General features: G+C 73.6%; 13 protein-coding genes and 1 pseudogene. 5 read left to right on the top strand and 9 right to left on the bottom strand.

Features of this window, described 5'->3' with window-relative positions; all coding sequences use genetic code 11:
• Positions 1-14: 14 nt before the first annotated feature.
• The 5 genes from ACWIX6_RS16285 to ACWIX6_RS16265 form a co-directional block, all read right to left on the bottom strand.
• Positions 15-1,193 carry an FAD-binding oxidoreductase gene (locus tag ACWIX6_RS16285; RefSeq protein WP_448613478.1) on the bottom strand — a complete coding sequence of 393 codons (1,179 nt, stop codon included), beginning with the start codon at positions 1,191-1,193 and terminating at the stop codon, positions 15-17.
• Positions 1,194-1,195: 2 nt separating this feature from the next.
• A complete protein-coding gene (locus ACWIX6_RS16280; RefSeq protein WP_448613477.1) occupies positions 1,196-2,074 on the bottom strand; it encodes an IclR family transcriptional regulator in 879 nt (292 codons plus the stop codon).
• A gap of 42 nt (positions 2,075-2,116) precedes the next feature.
• Entirely contained in the window at positions 2,117-3,379 is a 1,263-nt protein-coding gene (locus ACWIX6_RS16275) for an aromatic ring-hydroxylating oxygenase subunit alpha (RefSeq protein ID WP_448613476.1), read from the bottom strand.
• A 427-nt stretch (positions 3,380-3,806) separates the two neighbouring features.
• The gene (locus ACWIX6_RS16270) at positions 3,807-5,663 is read right to left on the bottom strand and encodes a BCCT family transporter (RefSeq protein ID WP_448613475.1); all 1,857 of its coding nucleotides are present in this window, start codon (positions 5,661-5,663) and stop codon (positions 3,807-3,809) included.
• 66 nt (positions 5,664-5,729) lie between these two features.
• A complete protein-coding gene (locus ACWIX6_RS16265; protein ID WP_448613474.1) occupies positions 5,730-7,313 on the bottom strand; it encodes an FCD domain-containing protein in 1,584 nt (527 codons plus the stop codon).
• 165 nt (positions 7,314-7,478) lie between these two features.
• Between ACWIX6_RS16265 and ACWIX6_RS16260 the strand changes: the two genes are divergently transcribed.
• On the top strand, positions 7,479-9,512 hold the full coding sequence (locus ACWIX6_RS16260; RefSeq protein ID WP_448613473.1) for an oxidoreductase: 2,034 nt from the start codon (positions 7,479-7,481) through the stop codon (positions 9,510-9,512).
• Positions 9,513-9,521: 9 nt separating this feature from the next.
• Here the strand turns inward: ACWIX6_RS16260 and ACWIX6_RS16255 are convergent, their stop codons facing one another.
• From ACWIX6_RS16255 to ACWIX6_RS16245, 3 genes are all read right to left on the bottom strand, one after another.
• Positions 9,522-10,127, bottom strand: coding sequence for a hypothetical protein (locus tag ACWIX6_RS16255; protein ID WP_448613472.1), 606 nt, complete (start codon positions 10,125-10,127; stop codon positions 9,522-9,524).
• 229 nt (positions 10,128-10,356) lie between these two features.
• The gene (locus ACWIX6_RS16250; protein WP_448613471.1) at positions 10,357-10,935 is read right to left on the bottom strand and encodes an AMIN-like domain-containing (lipo)protein; all 579 of its coding nucleotides are present in this window, start codon (positions 10,933-10,935) and stop codon (positions 10,357-10,359) included.
• Positions 10,936-11,111: 176 nt separating this feature from the next.
• On the bottom strand, positions 11,112-11,468 hold the full coding sequence (locus ACWIX6_RS16245; protein WP_448613470.1) for a MarR family winged helix-turn-helix transcriptional regulator: 357 nt from the start codon (positions 11,466-11,468) through the stop codon (positions 11,112-11,114).
• Between ACWIX6_RS16245 and ACWIX6_RS16240 the strand changes: the two genes are divergently transcribed.
• The 4 genes and pseudogenes from ACWIX6_RS16240 to ACWIX6_RS16225 all read left to right on the top strand — a co-directional run bounded on the left by ACWIX6_RS16240 (position 11,443) and on the right by ACWIX6_RS16225 (position 14,732).
• Positions 11,443-11,985, top strand: a complete 543-nt coding sequence (locus tag ACWIX6_RS16240) for an NADPH-dependent F420 reductase (protein ID WP_448613469.1) — start codon at positions 11,443-11,445, stop codon at positions 11,983-11,985. The genes ACWIX6_RS16245 and ACWIX6_RS16240 overlap by 26 nt on opposite strands.
• A gap of 90 nt (positions 11,986-12,075) precedes the next feature.
• Positions 12,076-12,318: pseudogene (locus ACWIX6_RS16235) on the top strand (DUF2218 domain-containing protein); the annotation flags it as partial.
• Positions 12,319-12,454: 136 nt separating this feature from the next.
• Positions 12,455-13,360: a dioxygenase family protein gene (locus tag ACWIX6_RS16230; RefSeq protein ID WP_448613468.1), complete on the top strand. Its 906-nt coding sequence runs from the start codon at positions 12,455-12,457 to the stop codon at positions 13,358-13,360.
• A gap of 106 nt (positions 13,361-13,466) precedes the next feature.
• Positions 13,467-14,732, top strand: a complete 1,266-nt coding sequence (locus ACWIX6_RS16225; protein ID WP_448613467.1) for an acyl-CoA dehydrogenase family protein — start codon at positions 13,467-13,469, stop codon at positions 14,730-14,732.
• Between the two features lie 33 nt (positions 14,733-14,765).
• On the opposite strand, the gene ACWIX6_RS16220 is transcribed toward ACWIX6_RS16225, so the two are convergent.
• Positions 14,766-15,281, bottom strand: a complete 516-nt coding sequence (locus tag ACWIX6_RS16220) for an Lrp/AsnC family transcriptional regulator (RefSeq protein ID WP_448613466.1) — start codon at positions 15,279-15,281, stop codon at positions 14,766-14,768.
• Between the last annotated feature and the right edge of the window lie 108 nt (positions 15,282-15,389).

Genomic DNA, 15,389 nt, shown 5'->3' with positions numbered 1-15,389 from the left:
GGGTGGACGGCGGGTCAGGCGTCGATCCGCAGGTCGCTCAGCGGCGTGGAGCAACAGATGAGCAGCTTGTCCTGGGCGATCTCGCGCGGCCGGATGCCGCCCTGGTGCCGCATGTCCACCGCACCGGACAGCAGGGTCGTCTTGCAGGTGCCGCACATGCCCTGACCGCACGACGAGGGCGGGGCCAACCCCGCCGCGTACGCGGCGTCCAGCACGTGCTCGTCCGCTCCGCAGGGGAACGTGCGTCCGCTCCGGACGAACTCCACCGAGAAGACGGCGGGCGGTGCAGCAGCGCCCGGCGGCCGGGATCCGTTCCCGCCGTCGGCGTCCGCCGGTGGGGGAGCCACCGGCGCGGTGAGTTCGTCGAACGCGAAGGACTCCTCGTGGTACCGCGTCATGTCGAAGCCGGCCTCCACGAGCAACCGGCGGACCGCGGCCATGTACGGGGCGGGTCCGCAGCAGAACACGGTGCGCTCGTGCAGGTCGGGCGCGAGCACCCGCAGCGCCTCGCCGCTCAGCAGGCCCCGCAGCCCGACCCACGGCTCCCGGGGGGAGTCCCGCTCGCAGACGTGGGCGACCCGGATGGTCGGGGCCGTGCTCGCCATGACGTCGAGCTCGCGCTGGAACAGGATGTCCGACGGCGTCCGCGCACTGTGCACGAAGAGCACGTCGGTGCCCGAGCCGAGGTCGTAGAGCGTGCGCGTCATGGACATCAGCGGGGTGATGCCGCTGCCCGCCGACAGGAAGAGGTACTTGCCCGCCGGATGCCGGGCGGCCGAGAAGAGCCCGAACGGACCGGCGGCCGAGATCCGCTGCCCCGGGCCCACGGTGTCGTGCAGCCAGTTGGAGACCAGCCCCCCGGGCTGCCGCTTGACCGTGATGCCGACCAGGTGGGGCCGCGTCGGCGGCGTGGAGATCGTGTAGCACCGGTCGACCGCGCGTCCGTCGATCCGCAGGCGCAGGGTGAGGAACTGGCCGGGGTCGAAGTGGAACTGCGCGGGCTCCTCGGACGCGAAGAGGAACGTCCTGACGTCGTGGGTGATGTCGAGGACCTGCCGGCACACCAGCGCGGACTCGTCCGTGTCCCCCCACACCGGGAGCGTCGCCGGGTGGGCGGTCAGCCCGACGTGGCCACCGGTGGCGGACGGCGGGCGTGGGCCGGCGCCCAGGACGGCTCCGGGACCAGCGGTCATGGTCAGGCCTCCCGACGTGCCCGGCGCAGGGCCTCGGTGGGTGCACGCCCTCCGGAGAGCGCCGACTCGATGCGCGCGGCCGCGCGCGCGAGGTGGTCGGCCGCCAGCCGGGCCCGGCTGCCGTCGAGTCGCTGGGTGGGTCCGCTGACGGTGAGCACGCCGACGAGCCGGCCCGCCGGTCCGGAGATGCCGGTCGCGACGCCGGACAGGCCCTCCTCCACCTCGTCGGCGGAGACCGCGTGCCCCCGCTCGCGGACGCGGACGAGCTCGGCGCGCAGCACGTCGGCCGACGTCGTCGTGGCGGGGGTGAGGCCCACGAGGGGCTCGCGGAGGAAACGCTCCAGCTGCTCGTCGTCGAACGTGGCGAGCAGCACCTTCCCGCTCGCGCTGGCGTGCAGCGGGAACCGCTGCCCGACCCAAGAGCCCGGCCGGAGGTGGTGCGGCGCGTCGACCTGGTGCACCAGGTCCAGGCCGCCGTCGGCGGCCACCACGCTCAGCGTCCCGGTCTCCCGGACCGCCGCCACCAGCTCACCGACGACCGGGCGGGCTGCTTCCAGCAGGAGCAGCCCCTCGTCGGTGTTCCGGGCCAGCCGCAGCAGCTCCGGCCCCAGGAGCACCCGCTCGTCACCGGCGACCCGGAGGAGGAAGCCCTCCTGTTCCAGCGTCTGGATCATCCGGAGGGCCGTGGCCCGCGGGAGCCCGGCAGCCCGGGCCAGCGACGAGACGTTCGCCCGGTCGTCGTCGGCGGTCGCGCGGAGCAGGGTGATCGCCTTCCTGACCGACTGGTTCAGCTTCGCGCCCTCGTCACCGGTCGTCGTGCGGCTCCGGGACCCCGGGCCCGGCAGCGCCGATGGCCTCGTCGGGCCGTCCGTCTCGTCCATGTCCCACCTCTGCGGTTCTGCGGCCTCGACCGGTCGACGTCCCTAGCGGGACAGGTGGGCGGCCAGCCGGGAGACGTACCAGGTGACGAAGGCGTCGACGTCCCCCTCCACCGTCGAGTACGGGCCCGGCCGGTAGGCGGGGTCCGCGACGCCCTTCTGGGCACGGGCGACCAGGGTCCCGTCCTGCCGGTTCGTCGCCTGCCAGACCCTGGTCAGGGTGGCCACGTCGTAGTCCACGCCCTCCACCGCGTCCGGGTGGACCAGCCAGGTGGTCCGCAGCAGGGTCCGGGCCGGGGCGAGCGGCAGCACGGAGAACACCACCGCGTGGTCGGCCAGCATGTGGAACCACGCGTTCGGCTGCACGTGCAGGGACAGGTCGCCGAAGCGGTCCGTGGTGATGGCCCCCATGAGCCTGCTGCAGACCGGCTCGCCGTTCGCGTTGAACGACTTGCCGGCCCCGTCGAGCGGGGCGTGGGAGAGCTGGAAGCCGGTGGCCCGGGTGTCGAGTTCCCGGGCGCCCTCGAGAGGGAAGCCCTGCCGAACGCACGCCGACCGGAGGGCGGCGGCGGCCTCGGTGTAGCGCTGGTGGACGGGCCGCAGGCGCGGCGGGACGTCCTCGGCGGAGTAGCCGAACAGCGGGAAGTAGGCGCTGACCAGCTCGGGGTGCCCGTCGCAGTGGTAGCACTCCCGGTTGTTCTCCATGACGAGCTTCCAGTTGCCGGTCTCGACGATGTCGTCGTGGTGGGCGACCTTCGTCGAACGCAGCCCGTAGGGGGCCAGGAACGGCTCGATGCGGGCGGCGACCTCGTCGACGTCGTCCGGTGGGTCGTCCGCGAGGCACAGGAACACCAGGCCGCCGATGCTGCGCACGTGCACCGGCCGGAGGCCGAAGCGGCTGCGGTCGAACGCGGCCGGCTGGTTGTCGGCGTGCATCAGGCGGCCGTCGACGCCGTAGGTCCAGCGGTGGTACGGGCAGACGAGGTTCCCCACGCTGCCCCGGTCCGCGTCGAGCAGCCGCGATCCCCGGTGCCGGCACACGTTGTGGAACGCGCGCACCTCCTCGTCGTCGTCCCGCAGGACGATCACCGACCAGCTGCCCACCTCGACGGTGACGAAGTCGCCCGGCTCCGGGAGCTCGGCCTCGGCGGCCACGAAGAGCCAGTGCTCGGCGAAGACCGCCCGCACGTCGAGGTCGAAGACCTCCGGGCTCGTGTAGAAGGGCGCCTCCAGGCTGTACCCGGGGACCCGGCGCGCCACCAGGTCGACCAGGTCGGGTCCGGTGGTGCGTTCGAGCTGCACGGTCATGATGCGTCCCCCGACTGGAGGGTGACCACCCAGTGGTTGGGCCTGTTCACCTGGTGAGTGGTATCACGCCGTCCTCAGGCCGGTCAAGGACGACGGGACGGGTCAGCGGCCGGACAGGTGCTCGTCCTGCGGGGCGTGGCTGAGCAACTCCACGCCGCCGTCCGTGACGAGGACCTGCTCCAGCTCGACTCCCTCGTCCCCCCATGACCTCGCTTCCGGTGAGCAGCGCCCATGCCTCGTCCCCGGTCATGCCCGGCCGGAGTTCCCGGTGCGGGTGGGTGATGGCCGGGTCACAGGCGCGCACCGACCGGGTGCGGTCCGGCGCGACCGACCGCGGCACGTCGTACCGGGGTCTGGTGGCCGGTGGGAGGACGTGCCGCGGTCGGTCACGAGCGGTGCTGCGCGGCGGGGCGTGGGGCCCCGGGCGTCAGCGCCGTGCCGGTGACGCCGTCGGTTCGCGGGTCTGGGCGGCCACCTCGTTGCCGGGGTCGGCCGGCGTCGGCTGTTGGGCCGCGTCCGGCCGGTGGTCCGGCGCGGCCGGTCGCATCTCCGCGATGACCGTGCGCACGCCGGGCGGGACCGTGGTGACCACCGGCTCGTCCCGCAGCTGCTTCACCAGGCTGTAGCAGACACCGAGCATGACCACCAGGAAGGGGACGCCGAACACGATGACCGTGGTCTGGATGGCGTCCAGGCCGCCGGCGAGCAGCAGCGCGATCGCGACCGCGCCGATCATCGACCCCCACGTGACCACCAGCCAGGTGCGGGGGTGGAGCGAGCCGCCCTGGGAGAGCATCCCCAGCACCAGAGAGGCCGCGTCGGCCCCGGCGACGTAGAACAACATGATCAGGACGACGACGAGCACCGCGGTGATGGTCGAGAACGGCATCGCGTCGAGCATCGCGAACAGGGTGTTCTCCACGCCGGTGCCCAGCGACGCGGCCATGTCCGTGACCCCGGTCAGCTGGAAGCGGATGGCGGTCCCGCCCATGACCACGAACCAGATGGTGCTGACGAGCGTCGGGACGATCAGCACGCAGATCACGAACTCCCGGATGGTCCGCCCCCGCGAGATCCGGGCCATGAACGTCCCCACGAACGGCGCCCACGACATCCACCACGCCCAGTAGAAGATCGTCCAGCCGGCCAGCCACTCGCGACCACCCGAGGCGCCGGTGCGGAACGACATGGGCACGAACTGGGCCAGGTAGCCGCCGAAGGACTCGACGAAGGTGTTCATCAGGAAGATCGTGGGTCCGAAGACGAACACGAAGACCAGCACCCCGACGGCCAGCCCGGCGTTGATGTTCGCCATCCACTTGACGCCCCGCTCGGTCCCGCTGACCGCGGAGATGACGAACAGGGCGGTCAGCACGACGATCACCACGATGGCGACGACGTTGCTCTTCGGGGCGTCGAAGACCCGCGTCAGCCCGCTGTTGATCTGCAGGGCACCCAGCCCCAGGGAGGTCGCTGCCCCGAAGGTGGTGATGAACAGGCCGAAGACGTCGACCGCCCGGCGGGCGGGGTGCGATGGGTCCTTGCGGGGGAAGACGATCGAGCTGAGCAGGTTGGGCAGGCCCTTGCGGAACGTCGCGTAGGCGAGGGCGAGCCCGACGACGCCGTACAGCGCCCACGGGTGCAGCCCCCAGTGGAAGATCGTGTACTCCATGCCGATCTGGCCGGCCTCCGCCGTCCCGTCCTCGGCCAGCCCCATCGGCGCGGTGAGCAGGTGCGACAGCGGCTCGGCCACGCCCCAGAAGATGAGCCCGATGCCCATCCCGGTGGCGAACATCATCGAGATCCAGGAGACGGTGCTGAACTCCGGCCGCTCGTCGTCCCGGCCCAACCGGATGCGCCCGTACCGGGAGAACGCGAGCAGCAGCATCAGCGCGACGAAGCCGGCCGTCACCAGCACGTAGACCCATCCGGTGGCGTCGATCATCTTGCTCAGGACCGTGGTGGCCACGGTGGCCAGCGAGGTCGGCGAGAGGACCCCCCACAGCACGAACGCCAGGGTCAGGCCGAGACCCGCGACGAAGACCGTCTTGTCGACCGGCTGGTCCACGTCGGCGGCCCGCGGGTGCGTCCGGTCGTCGTCGGGCGCGGCGTGGACGAAGCGTTCGGTGACGAGGACCTCCTCCACGTCGGCGGCCCGCGGGTGCGTCCGGTCGTCGTCGGGCGCGGCGTGGACGAAGCGTTCGGTGACGAGGACCTCCTCCACCGTCCGGTCACCGTCGGTGGCTCGGGGGCGCATCTGGTCCTGGCGGTCGTCGGAGCTCATGAGACACCTTCCGTTCCGCAGAGCGCTTCAGTCGCGCCATACGAAACAGTGTGACCCGGACCACTGTCAACGGTCGGTTCGGTCGTTCAGCATCCTCCCGGTCGGTCGTGACCTCGTGGCAGCCAGCTGTCCCAGCATGTACGCGGCCGCGTCGTCGATCTTGACCCGCCACCGCTCCGCCGCGACCTCGCCGTCCCCGGCGTCGACGGCCTCGAAGATGGCGCGGTCGTCACGCAGCATGGCTCCGATCGGGTAGGCGTAGTCCAGTCCCATCACCGCGATGAACATGCGCAGGTGGTCGGCCAGGACCTGCAGCATGGGCGCGATGCGCACCAGGCCCGAGGCCTCGGCGAGGGCGTTCTGGAACGCGATGTCCGCCTCGCCGGTCCGGTGCACGTCGCCGGTCGCGGCGCACCGCTCCAGTGCGTCCAGCGCGTCGGCGACCGACTGCCGCTCCTGCGGGGACCAGCGGACGGCGGCCCGGATCACGAGGGTCCCCAGCGCGCGCCGGGCGGCGTACGTCTCGACGACGTCGTTCGTCGTCAGGACGGGGACCACCGCCGCGTGCCCCGTCGTGATGGTGAGCAGGCCGTCCCGCTCCAGGAGCCGCATCGCCGTCCTGACCTGGGCCCGTGTCGTCCGAAGCCGGCCGGCGAGGTACCGCTCGGTGACGCGGTCACCGGCGGCGAGCCGGCCCTCCGCGACCCCCTGCCGGATGGTCACCACGACCTCGTCGGCGAGAGCGCGCTGGGGACCGAGGTGCCGCGCCGCGGACCGCGCCGCGGCTCCGCGGTCGCCTGCCGCCAGGGGTGTGGGCCGCACCCAGCGGAACGGACGGCGCGGGGTCCGGGCCCACGCGCGCAGCCCGGTCTCCAGCTGGAGCGCCGAGGCGGGGGAGATGAGCGGTCCCCGGTCGAGCAGCGGCGGGAGGAGGGACAGCCACTCCCCGGCGTCCCGGCACACCACCCGTACCGGCACCGCGGCCGGCACGGTCGTCGCACCGGACGTGACCGCCAGCAGGGTCGCGTCCGGGCCGGCGGCGTCCAGCACCTCGTCCCAGAACGACCCCACCTCGGCGGCGGGGGCCGGCGGCACCTCGGCGCGGACCAGCTCGGACGCTCCGATCGTGCGCAGTGCCCGCTGCACCGCCGGGCCGACGCGTGCGGGTGGTGCAGCGGCCTCCGGTCGGGGACCGGGCGTGAGCTCGAGGGCCAGGACGGCGCACTGCCCCGTCACCAGGAGGCCGAGGACCACCGGTCGCCGCCCGGCCGTCGCCGCGGTCAGGTCGTCGCGCGCCGCGGTGGCCGACCGGACGTCCTCCCAGGCGCGGGCCACGAAGGACTGGCTCACACCCAGGGCCTCGGCGATGGAGCGGCTGGACCACTTGGGCGTCGGCATCCACAGCGGCGCGGTCAGGACGGCGCGCCGGAGCTCGTGCGCGGTCCGCCGCCGGTCGGCGGGCCGGCTCAGCTCGGCGGTCCCGCCGGCCCGGTACCGCTGGGCCCACTTCGCGGCGGTCTGCCTGGTGACGCCGTGCACCCGGGCGGCACCCGTGGGCCCGATCGACAGGACGTCCTGCACCAGTCGGGCGCGTAGACGCACCGCCTCGTCGTCGTGTCGCGACAGGGCCTTCAGCTGCGGATCGCGCACGGGGCTCCTCGACGCGGAGTGCAGGGTCCGACTCATCGACTCGCCAACGGTACGAGTACGGGCGCAGGACTTCCGCACCCGGCGCACGCCGCTGCACGCTTCGTCCGTCGCGAGCGGGCTGCCGGCCCGGGACGACGTCAGCCGCCGCTGCTCCTGGAGGCACCCGTGCAGTCCGCAGACCCCCTGCTGAGCCCCTTCACCCTGAAGGACGTCACCCTGCGCAACCGGATCGTGAGCACCTCCCACGAGCCCGCGTACAGCGAGGACGGGCTGCCGGGGGACCGGTACCGGGCGTACCACGTCGAGAAGGCGAGGGGCGGGGTCGGGCTCACCATGATCGGCGGCAGCGCCATCGTCAGCCCGGAGAGCGCGCCGGCGTTCGGCAACCTGCAACTGTTCAAGGACGAGGCGGTGCCGCTGCTGCGTCGCCTCGCGGACGACGTCCACGAGCACGGCGCGGCCGTCATGACCCAGCTGACCCACCTCGGCCACCGGACGAGCAACTACACCGACGACTGGCTGCCGGCCCTGTCGGTCAGTGCACTGCGCGAGTCGGCGCACCGGGCGTTCACGCGGCCGGCGGAGCGATGGGACCTCGACCGCATCGTCCGCGACTTCGCCGACGCGGCGGTGCGCTGCCAGGAGGGGGGACTGGACGGCATCGAGCTCATGGCCTACGGGCACCTGCTCGACGCCTTCTGGACCCCCGCCCGGAACCGCCGCGAGGACGAGTACGGCGGGTCGTTCGAGAACCGCATGCGCTTCCCGCTCCAGGTCGTGGCCGCCATCCGCGCCGCCGTGGGCGAGGACTTCGTCGTCGGCGTCCGGATGACCTTCGACGAGGGCCGCAGCGACGGGCTGCACACCGACGAGGCGCTGCGGATCGCGCACGCACTGACCGACGCGGGCATCGACTTCTTCAGCGTGATCAAGGGGTTCATCGACACCGACGCCGAGCTGGCCCGGATGATCCCGCCGATGGGCACGCCCACGGCGCCGCACCTGGCGTTCACCGGCTGGGTGAGGGAGAACGTCGACGTCCCGGTCATGCACGCGGCCAAGATCGGGGACGTGGCGACGGCGCGGTACGCCGTCACCGAGGGGCTCGTCGACCTGGTCGGGATGACCCGGGCGCTGATCGCCGACCCCCACCTGCCGAACAAGGTCGCCGCCCGCCAGACCGACCGGATCCGGCCGTGCGTCGGCGCCAACATGTGCATCGACGGCATCTACAGCTCCGGGTCGGCCTACTGCGCCCACAACCCCTCGACCGGCCGGGAGCTGCGCCTCCCGCACACGGTCCGCCGCGCGGCCGAGCAGAAGCGGGCCGCCGTCGTCGGCGGCGGGCCCGCGGGACTGGAGGCCGCTCGGACACTCGCCGAGCGGGGACACGTGGTCGTCCTCTTCGAGGCCAACCCGAGCCTGGGGGGCCAGATCGCCCTCGCGGCGAAGTCCCCGCGACGACGGGACCTGGTCGGGATCGTCGACTGGCGGATCGAGGAGTGCAAGCGGCTCGAGGTGCACCTCGAGCTCAACCACCTCGCGGAACCGGGCGAGCTCGCCGGCGGGGACTTCGACGTCGTCGTGCTCGCGACCGGTGGCCTGCCCGACGTCGAGGTCGCCGAGGGCAGCTCCCTCGCCGTCGACTCGTGGGACGTCCTGTCCGGAGCGGTCCGGCCCACCGGGGACGTGCTGGTGTACGACGACCACGGAGGGCACCAGGCGCTCGACGCCATCGAGGTCGTGGCGCCGTCCGCGGCCTCGGTCGAACTGGTCACCCCGGAGCGGACCGTCTCACCCGACGTCGGTGGGCTCACGATGGCCGGCTACCTGCAGATGTTCGCCGAGCACGACGTGACGGTGACCCCTGCCCACCGCCTGGTCCGGGTCGAACGGTCCGACGGACGGCTCCGGGCGACCTTCGCCGTCGACGGTGCCCGGCGGTCGATCGAGCGGTGCGTCGACACCGTCGTGATCGAGCACGGGACGCTGCCGGTGACCGACCTGTACGACGCACTGGTGAACGCGTCGGTCAACGGCGGCGAGATCGACACCCGGGAGCTCCTGGCGCTGTCGCCCCAGTCGCCGGTCTACAACGAGGACGGCCGGTTCCGCCTCTACCGCGTGGGTGATGCGGTGAGCAGCCGCAACATCCACGCCGCGGTGCTCGACGCCTACCGCCTCTGCAGCGCGATCTGACCGCGTTCCTCAGTCGCCGCAGAAGGTGACCACCCGGACCGACGCGACCCAGGGGGAGTCCCAGCGCCGGCGGAACTCGGTGAGGTGCTCCTCGGTGGCGAAGTAGACGGCCACGGCATGGTCGGTCGAGTCGCGTCCCAGCGCTTCCGCCGCTCCCTCGTCGCAGCCCAGTTCGCCGATCATGGCGCCCGGCCACAGCTGCTGGACGTCGGACAGCACCCGCTGGAGCGCGGGGTCGCCCGGCTCGCCGACGGCCAGGTAGGCGGCCCAGTAGTCGGCGCCGTGCACCGGCACCGACTCGATCGGCCACCCGGGCAGCCCCTCGGTCCCGCCGTCCGGGATCTCGTCACCCGGTCCGCCGCCGCCGGGGGGCGGGCTGCCCGGGCCCTCGGGGACCGGGGACCCACTGTCCGAGCGGCCGTCGTCCGAGCCGCCGTCGTCGGCCGTGGCCTCGCCGGTCGTGCCGTCGTCGGCGCCGCCGGTGGTCGGGTCGGCCGCCGCCGGCGGCGTGGTCGAGGAGGCCTCGACCGAGCTGCTGGCGGGGCTGCCGGTGCTCACGACGGCGGTACCGGCCGCCTCGCCCGTGCAGCCGGCGAGCAGGACGGCGGCGAGCACCGACGACGCGAGAGTGGATCCCCGCGTGCCGATCGGCGAACGGCGGGTGGCAGGTCCCTGGGTCCTCCCAGGCTGCACGAGTGGGCGCGAGGTCGCGCGCATGGCACTTCTCCTCCATGTCCAGGCCGCTCGTGTCCCGAGCGGCCGAGTGATCTCTGTGTGCCGCGGCCGTCCTCCGGGGCGGCCGCGGCGCGGTGTCCCCGGCGGGCGCCGGGGACACCGCGGGGGACTACCAGCGGTGCGCGACGTCGACCACCAGGCGCTGCTGCCCGAACGCCGGCCCGGAGAGGACGGTGACCCGGAACGGCAGCCGGGCGCGGGTGCCCAGCCCGAGGGTGGTCTCGCCCTCGAAGGCGCCGGCCCAGGCCACCTGCCGGAAGGTCGAGAACCCGGAGACGTCGACCAGGTCCGACCGGTCCGCCGGCGCGTACTGGACCCGGCCGCGCGAGTCGTAGGGCATCGACGGGACGGTGACCTGCAGGTCGGCGCCCCCGCGGAGCGGCACGGTCCGGCCCGAGCCGTCCTCGGTCACCGAGGACACGTAACGGACGTCGTAGGCGTCGAAGCCCGTCGCCCAGCCGAGGTCGACGACCAGCCGGTCGAAGCAGGCGTGGCGACCGGCGCGGACGTCGTCGACCCACTCGTCGCTGGGACCCCAGCCGGGGCCGGAGCCGACCTTCGGCAGCGAACCCCAGCCGGTGCTGCAGGACGGACTGGCACCCGCCGGAGCGGCGGCGGTGACCCCCAGCGCGGCGATGACGGCGAGGAACAGGACGAGGACCCGGGCGCGGATCTGCTGGTGGTTCATGACTGACCTCCTTGTCGGTGGCGTCAGAATCCGCCGACACATCGGCCGTGACCATGGCCGCAAGAGCGCAGGAGAGCCGAGAAACCCAGCAGAAACATGTCAAGAAGTGCCGGGGGTCCGGCGTGGCGTCTTGACCTCGTCCGCGGCCGCTCACCGCTCGTAGCGGGAAACGGGGCTCACCCCTCGTGCGTCGGCCCCGCCGGCGCGGGCCCGGGCGCGGTGTCGTAGCGCGTGTACGTGGCCGCCATCGACCCGGTGGGGTCGAGTCGGGCGAGGACGGCCTGGCCGATGTCGGCGAGCTGGTCGACCTGCTCGTCGGTCAGTGCGTCGATCACGTGCCGGCGGACGGTGGCGACGTGGCCGGGTGTGGCGTCCTGCAGCTTCGCCCAGCCCGCCTCGCCGAGTCGGGCGTTGGTGGCCCGCCGGTCCTCCAGGCAGGGGAACCGGTCGACCAGGCCGCGGTCTCCCAGGCGGCTGACCACGTGGGAGAGCCGGGGGAGGGTGGCGTTGGTCTGCCGGGCCAGCTCGGTCATCCGCAGCGGGAACACCGTCGAGCTGTTCACCCAGGGCGACGCCGCCAAGCCGCTCACCGGTGAGGTCGTCGTCCTCGCCGTCCCCTACGCCGCGGTCGCCGGCATCGTCGCCCAGCGCGGTGAGCAGCTGGCCGGCAAGGTCGTCGTCGACATCACCAACCCGGTGGACTTCCAGACCTTCGACTCCCTGGTCGTCCCGGCCGACGGCTCGGCCGCCGCCGAGCTCGCCGCGGCGCTGCCGCAGGCCCGGGTGGTCAAGGCGTTCAACACCACCTTCGCCGCCACCCTGGCCTCGGGCACCGTCGGCGGGCAGCAGCCCACCACCGTGCTGATCGCCGGCGACGACGCCGACGCAAAGTCGCTGCTGGCGGGGATCGTCACCGCCGCCGGCCTGCGCGCCCTCGACGCCGGCTCGCTGCGCCGCGCCCGCGAGCTCGAGGCCCTCGGCTTCCTGCAGATCACCCTGGCCGCCGCCGAGAAGATCGCCTGGACCGCCGGCTTCACCGTCCCTGCCTGACCACCGCTCCGCCGCAGAGCGGAGGGGCGGGCATCCGCCGCCCCTCCGCCGCCCGCACCCCCCGCTCAGCCCTCCTCGACAGGACCCGCCATGACCGTCCCCGCTCCCGCCCGCGACCTCGCCGTCCCGCTTCGTTCCCGGGCCGACGTGGCCACCGACGCCCCGGCCCGCTACGCCAAGCAGCTTGTCTCGCACCTGGGCCGCAAGTCCGCCTTCACCGGTGACGGGGTCAGCGCCCCGGCGACCGCGGGCATCGGCACGGCCACCGCCCGGATCGCCGTCGGCGAGGGTCTGCTCGTCCTGCAGGCCGCCGGGGACGACGAGGAGTCGGTCGCGCGGGTCAGCAGGTGCTGGGCAGCCACCTGGAGCGGTTCGCCCAGCGCGAGAGGCTCACCGTGCGCTGGGTCCGCGACCCCGGTGCTCCGTCGGAGACCCGCCAGTCGTCCTCCACCACTCCCGAGGGGTCCGCATGACCACGCCCAGCACGACCGCCCTCGCCGGCGCCCGCATCCCGGCCACGCACCCCTTCGCCGCGCACCTGCGCTCCGTCGCCGCCCTCGAGGCCGCCGACCCGCACCGCGTCTGGACGCCGGAGAACGGCGCGCTGCCCAGCCTCTACCTGTCCCACGGCGGCGGCCCGATGCCCTTCGGCAGCCCGGAGTGGCTGGACCCGCTGCACTCCTGGGCCCGCGCGCTGCCCAGGCCCAAGGCGGTCCTCGTCGTCTCGGCGCACTGGGAGTCCGCGCCGCTGTCGGTCAGCGCCGCCCGCCCGGACGAGCTGGTGTACGACTTCGGCGGCTTCGACCCGCTCTACTCCACGTTCCGCTACGACACCCCGGACGCCGGCGACCTGACCCGGCAGGTGCTCGGGCTGATGCCGGACACCGAGCAGGTGCACCAGCACACCCGGCGCGGCCTGGACCACGGCGCCTGGGTGCCGCTGAAGATCATGTACCCGGCCGCCGACGTCCCGGTGCTGCAGCTGTCCCTGCCCACCGAGGACCCCGAGCAGCTGCTGGCGCTCGGCGAGCGGCTGCGGCCGTTGCGCGAGCAGGGCGTGCTGGTGGTCGGCTCGGGTCACATGACCCACGGCCTGCCGTTCCTGACCCGCGAGATGTGGCAGCGGAACGTGGTGCCCGGCTGGTCGGCGGACTTCGACGCATGGGCCGCCGATGCGCTGGCCCATGGCGACGTCGGCGAGCTGGCCCGGTTCCGCTCCGCCGCGCCGGGCATGCCCTACGCCCACCCGACCGTGGAGCACTTCACGCCGCTGTTCGTCACCCTCGGCGCGGCCACCGACCCCACCGCACCGGTGCGCACGACCCTGGACGGCTACGGGGTCGGCCTGTCCCGGCGGTCCTTCCAGGCCGCCTGACGACCCGCGCGGCGCCGGGCGCCGGGGTGGGCCACCATGCGGGTACGGACACCGCCCGGAGCTGGACGGCGGATGCTGGGTGCACACCGCACACGAGGAGAACAGCATGTCGACCGACACCCTCCCTCTCCAGCACGACGTCGCTGCCGGCTCCACCGCGGCGCCCGCCCCGGGACCGGGCCCGGAGCTCGGCCGCCATCGGGGCACCGACCACTTCTCCGTCGGCGACCTGCTCACCGCCGAGGAGCGCGCCATCGCCGACCGGGTGAGCGCCTTCGTGGACGAGCACGTGCTGCCGGTCGCCAACGACCACTGGGAACGCGCCGAGTTCCCGCAGGACCTGGTGTCCCGCTGGGCGGAGCTGGGGCTGTACGGCGGGACCATCTCCGGCCACGGCTGCCCCGGCCTCACCCCGCTGGCCGAGGGCCTGGCCACCATGCACCTGGCCCGCGGCGACGGCAGCCTCGCCCTGGTCCACGCCGTGCACAGCGGCCTGAACATGCACGCGATCGACATGCTGGGCTCGGAGGAGCAGAAGCAGCGCTGGCTGCCGGACATGGCCCGCGGCGCCACGCTCAGCGCGTTCGCCCTCACCGAGCCCGACCACGGCTCGGACGTCGTCCGGATGGCCACCACCGCCCGCCGCGACGGGGACTCCTGGGTCCTCGCCGGGGCGAAGCGCTGGATCGGCATGGGCACGCTCGCGGACCTGGTGCTGGTCTGGGCACGCGACGAGGACACCGGGGGAGTGGGCTGTTTCGTCGTCGACCGGCGGGACCCGGCGCAGGCGGCGGGCTACGAGGCGTCGGTCATGCACGGGAAGTCCGCCATGCGGGCGATGGTCAACGCCGACGTCCGGCTGGCCGGCGTGCGGGTGCCGGCAGGGAACCGGCTGGCGGGGTCGCGCACCTTCGAGGACACCACCCGGTGCCTGACCAAGAGCCGCCAGTCGATCGCCTGGGCGGCGCTGGGGCACGCGGTCGCCGCCTACGAGTGCGCGCTGACCTACGTCCAGCAGCGCAGCCAGTTCGGGCAGCCGCTGGCCCGCTTCCAGCTGATCCAGGACAAGCTCGCGCGGATGGTCGTCGACATCACCTCGATGCAGCTGATGTGCGTGCGGATGGCGCAGCTGGAGGCCGAGGGCCGGGTGGAGCTCGAGCACGCCGCCCTGGCCAAGCTCGCCACCGCCGAGGGCGCCCGCCGGGTCTGTGCCATGGCGCGGGACATGCTCGGGGGCAACGGCGTCCTGCTCGACCACCACGTCGCCCGTCACCTCGCGGACGTCGAGGCGGTCTACACCTTCGAGGGCACCGACACCGTGCAGGCCCTGATCGTCGGGCGCTCGATCACCGGGCTGTCCGCCTTCGTCTGAATCGCCGGGGCGGTGTGACGCCGGGGCCAGAGATCAGGGCCGGCCGGCCCGGGCCATGGCCGAGCGGCCGGCGCCGGGCGCGGCGCCGGCCTCGAGCAGGGGCAGCGTCCGCCACGGCACGATCTGGGACAGCATGACCACGCTGGTGGACCGGACCACCGCGGAGGACCGGTTGAGGTCGACCAGCGTCTGCTGCAGTGCCTCGTGCGAGTCCGCGGCCACCCGGCAGAGCACGTCCCCGACGCCGGTCGTCGCGTAGGCCTCGAGGACGCCGGGGATGGCCTCCAGGTCCCGGGTGACCGCCTCGATCGCGCCCTGGGAGATCTCCAGCGTGACGAACGCCTGCACGCCGTAGCCCGCCGCCGAGACGTCGACGTCCGGCCCGTGCCCGGTGACCACCCCGGCGGCGGTCATCCGCTCCAGTCGCGCGGTGACCGTCGCCCGGGCGACCCCGGTGATCCGCGACAGCTCCAGGTCCCCGGCCCGGGGGTGGTCGCGGAGCGCGGCCAGCAGGGCCACGTCGAGGGCGTCCAGTGCTCGTCTGTCCACATCGCGCAGACTAGGCGGCCAACTGCTGTCCCGGTTGGTCATCATGTCCAGCCCTGCCCTCACTGCTTGCGCAGTCCGCCGTCCCCGGTGTGCAGTGGACCGGCACCG

The sequence above is a fragment of the Modestobacter sp. URMC 112 genome (genome assembly GCF_053502575.1).
The sequence above is the reverse complement of the archived record's forward strand: the minus strand, read 5'-3'. Positions and strand labels throughout refer to the sequence as shown.

Coding starts and splice junctions, on each gene's coding strand:
- ACWIX6_RS16285 (WP_448613478.1), bottom strand. CDS start 1,193: ATGACCGCTGGTCCCGGAGCCGTCCTGGGCGCCGGCCCACGCCCGCCG.
- ACWIX6_RS16280 (WP_448613477.1), bottom strand. CDS start 2,074: ATGGACGAGACGGACGGCCCGACGAGGCCATCGGCGCTGCCGGGCCCG.
- ACWIX6_RS16275 (WP_448613476.1), bottom strand. CDS start 3,379: ATGACCGTGCAGCTCGAACGCACCACCGGACCCGACCTGGTCGACCTG.
- ACWIX6_RS16270 (WP_448613475.1), bottom strand. CDS start 5,663: ATGAGCTCCGACGACCGCCAGGACCAGATGCGCCCCCGAGCCACCGAC.
- ACWIX6_RS16250 (WP_448613471.1), bottom strand. CDS start 10,935: ATGAACCACCAGCAGATCCGCGCCCGGGTCCTCGTCCTGTTCCTCGCC.
- ACWIX6_RS16245 (WP_448613470.1), bottom strand. CDS start 11,468: ATGACCGAGCTGGCCCGGCAGACCAACGCCACCCTCCCCCGGCTCTCC.
- ACWIX6_RS16230 (WP_448613468.1), top strand. CDS start 12,455: ATGACCACGCCCAGCACGACCGCCCTCGCCGGCGCCCGCATCCCGGCC.
- ACWIX6_RS16225 (WP_448613467.1), top strand. CDS start 13,467: ATGTCGACCGACACCCTCCCTCTCCAGCACGACGTCGCTGCCGGCTCC.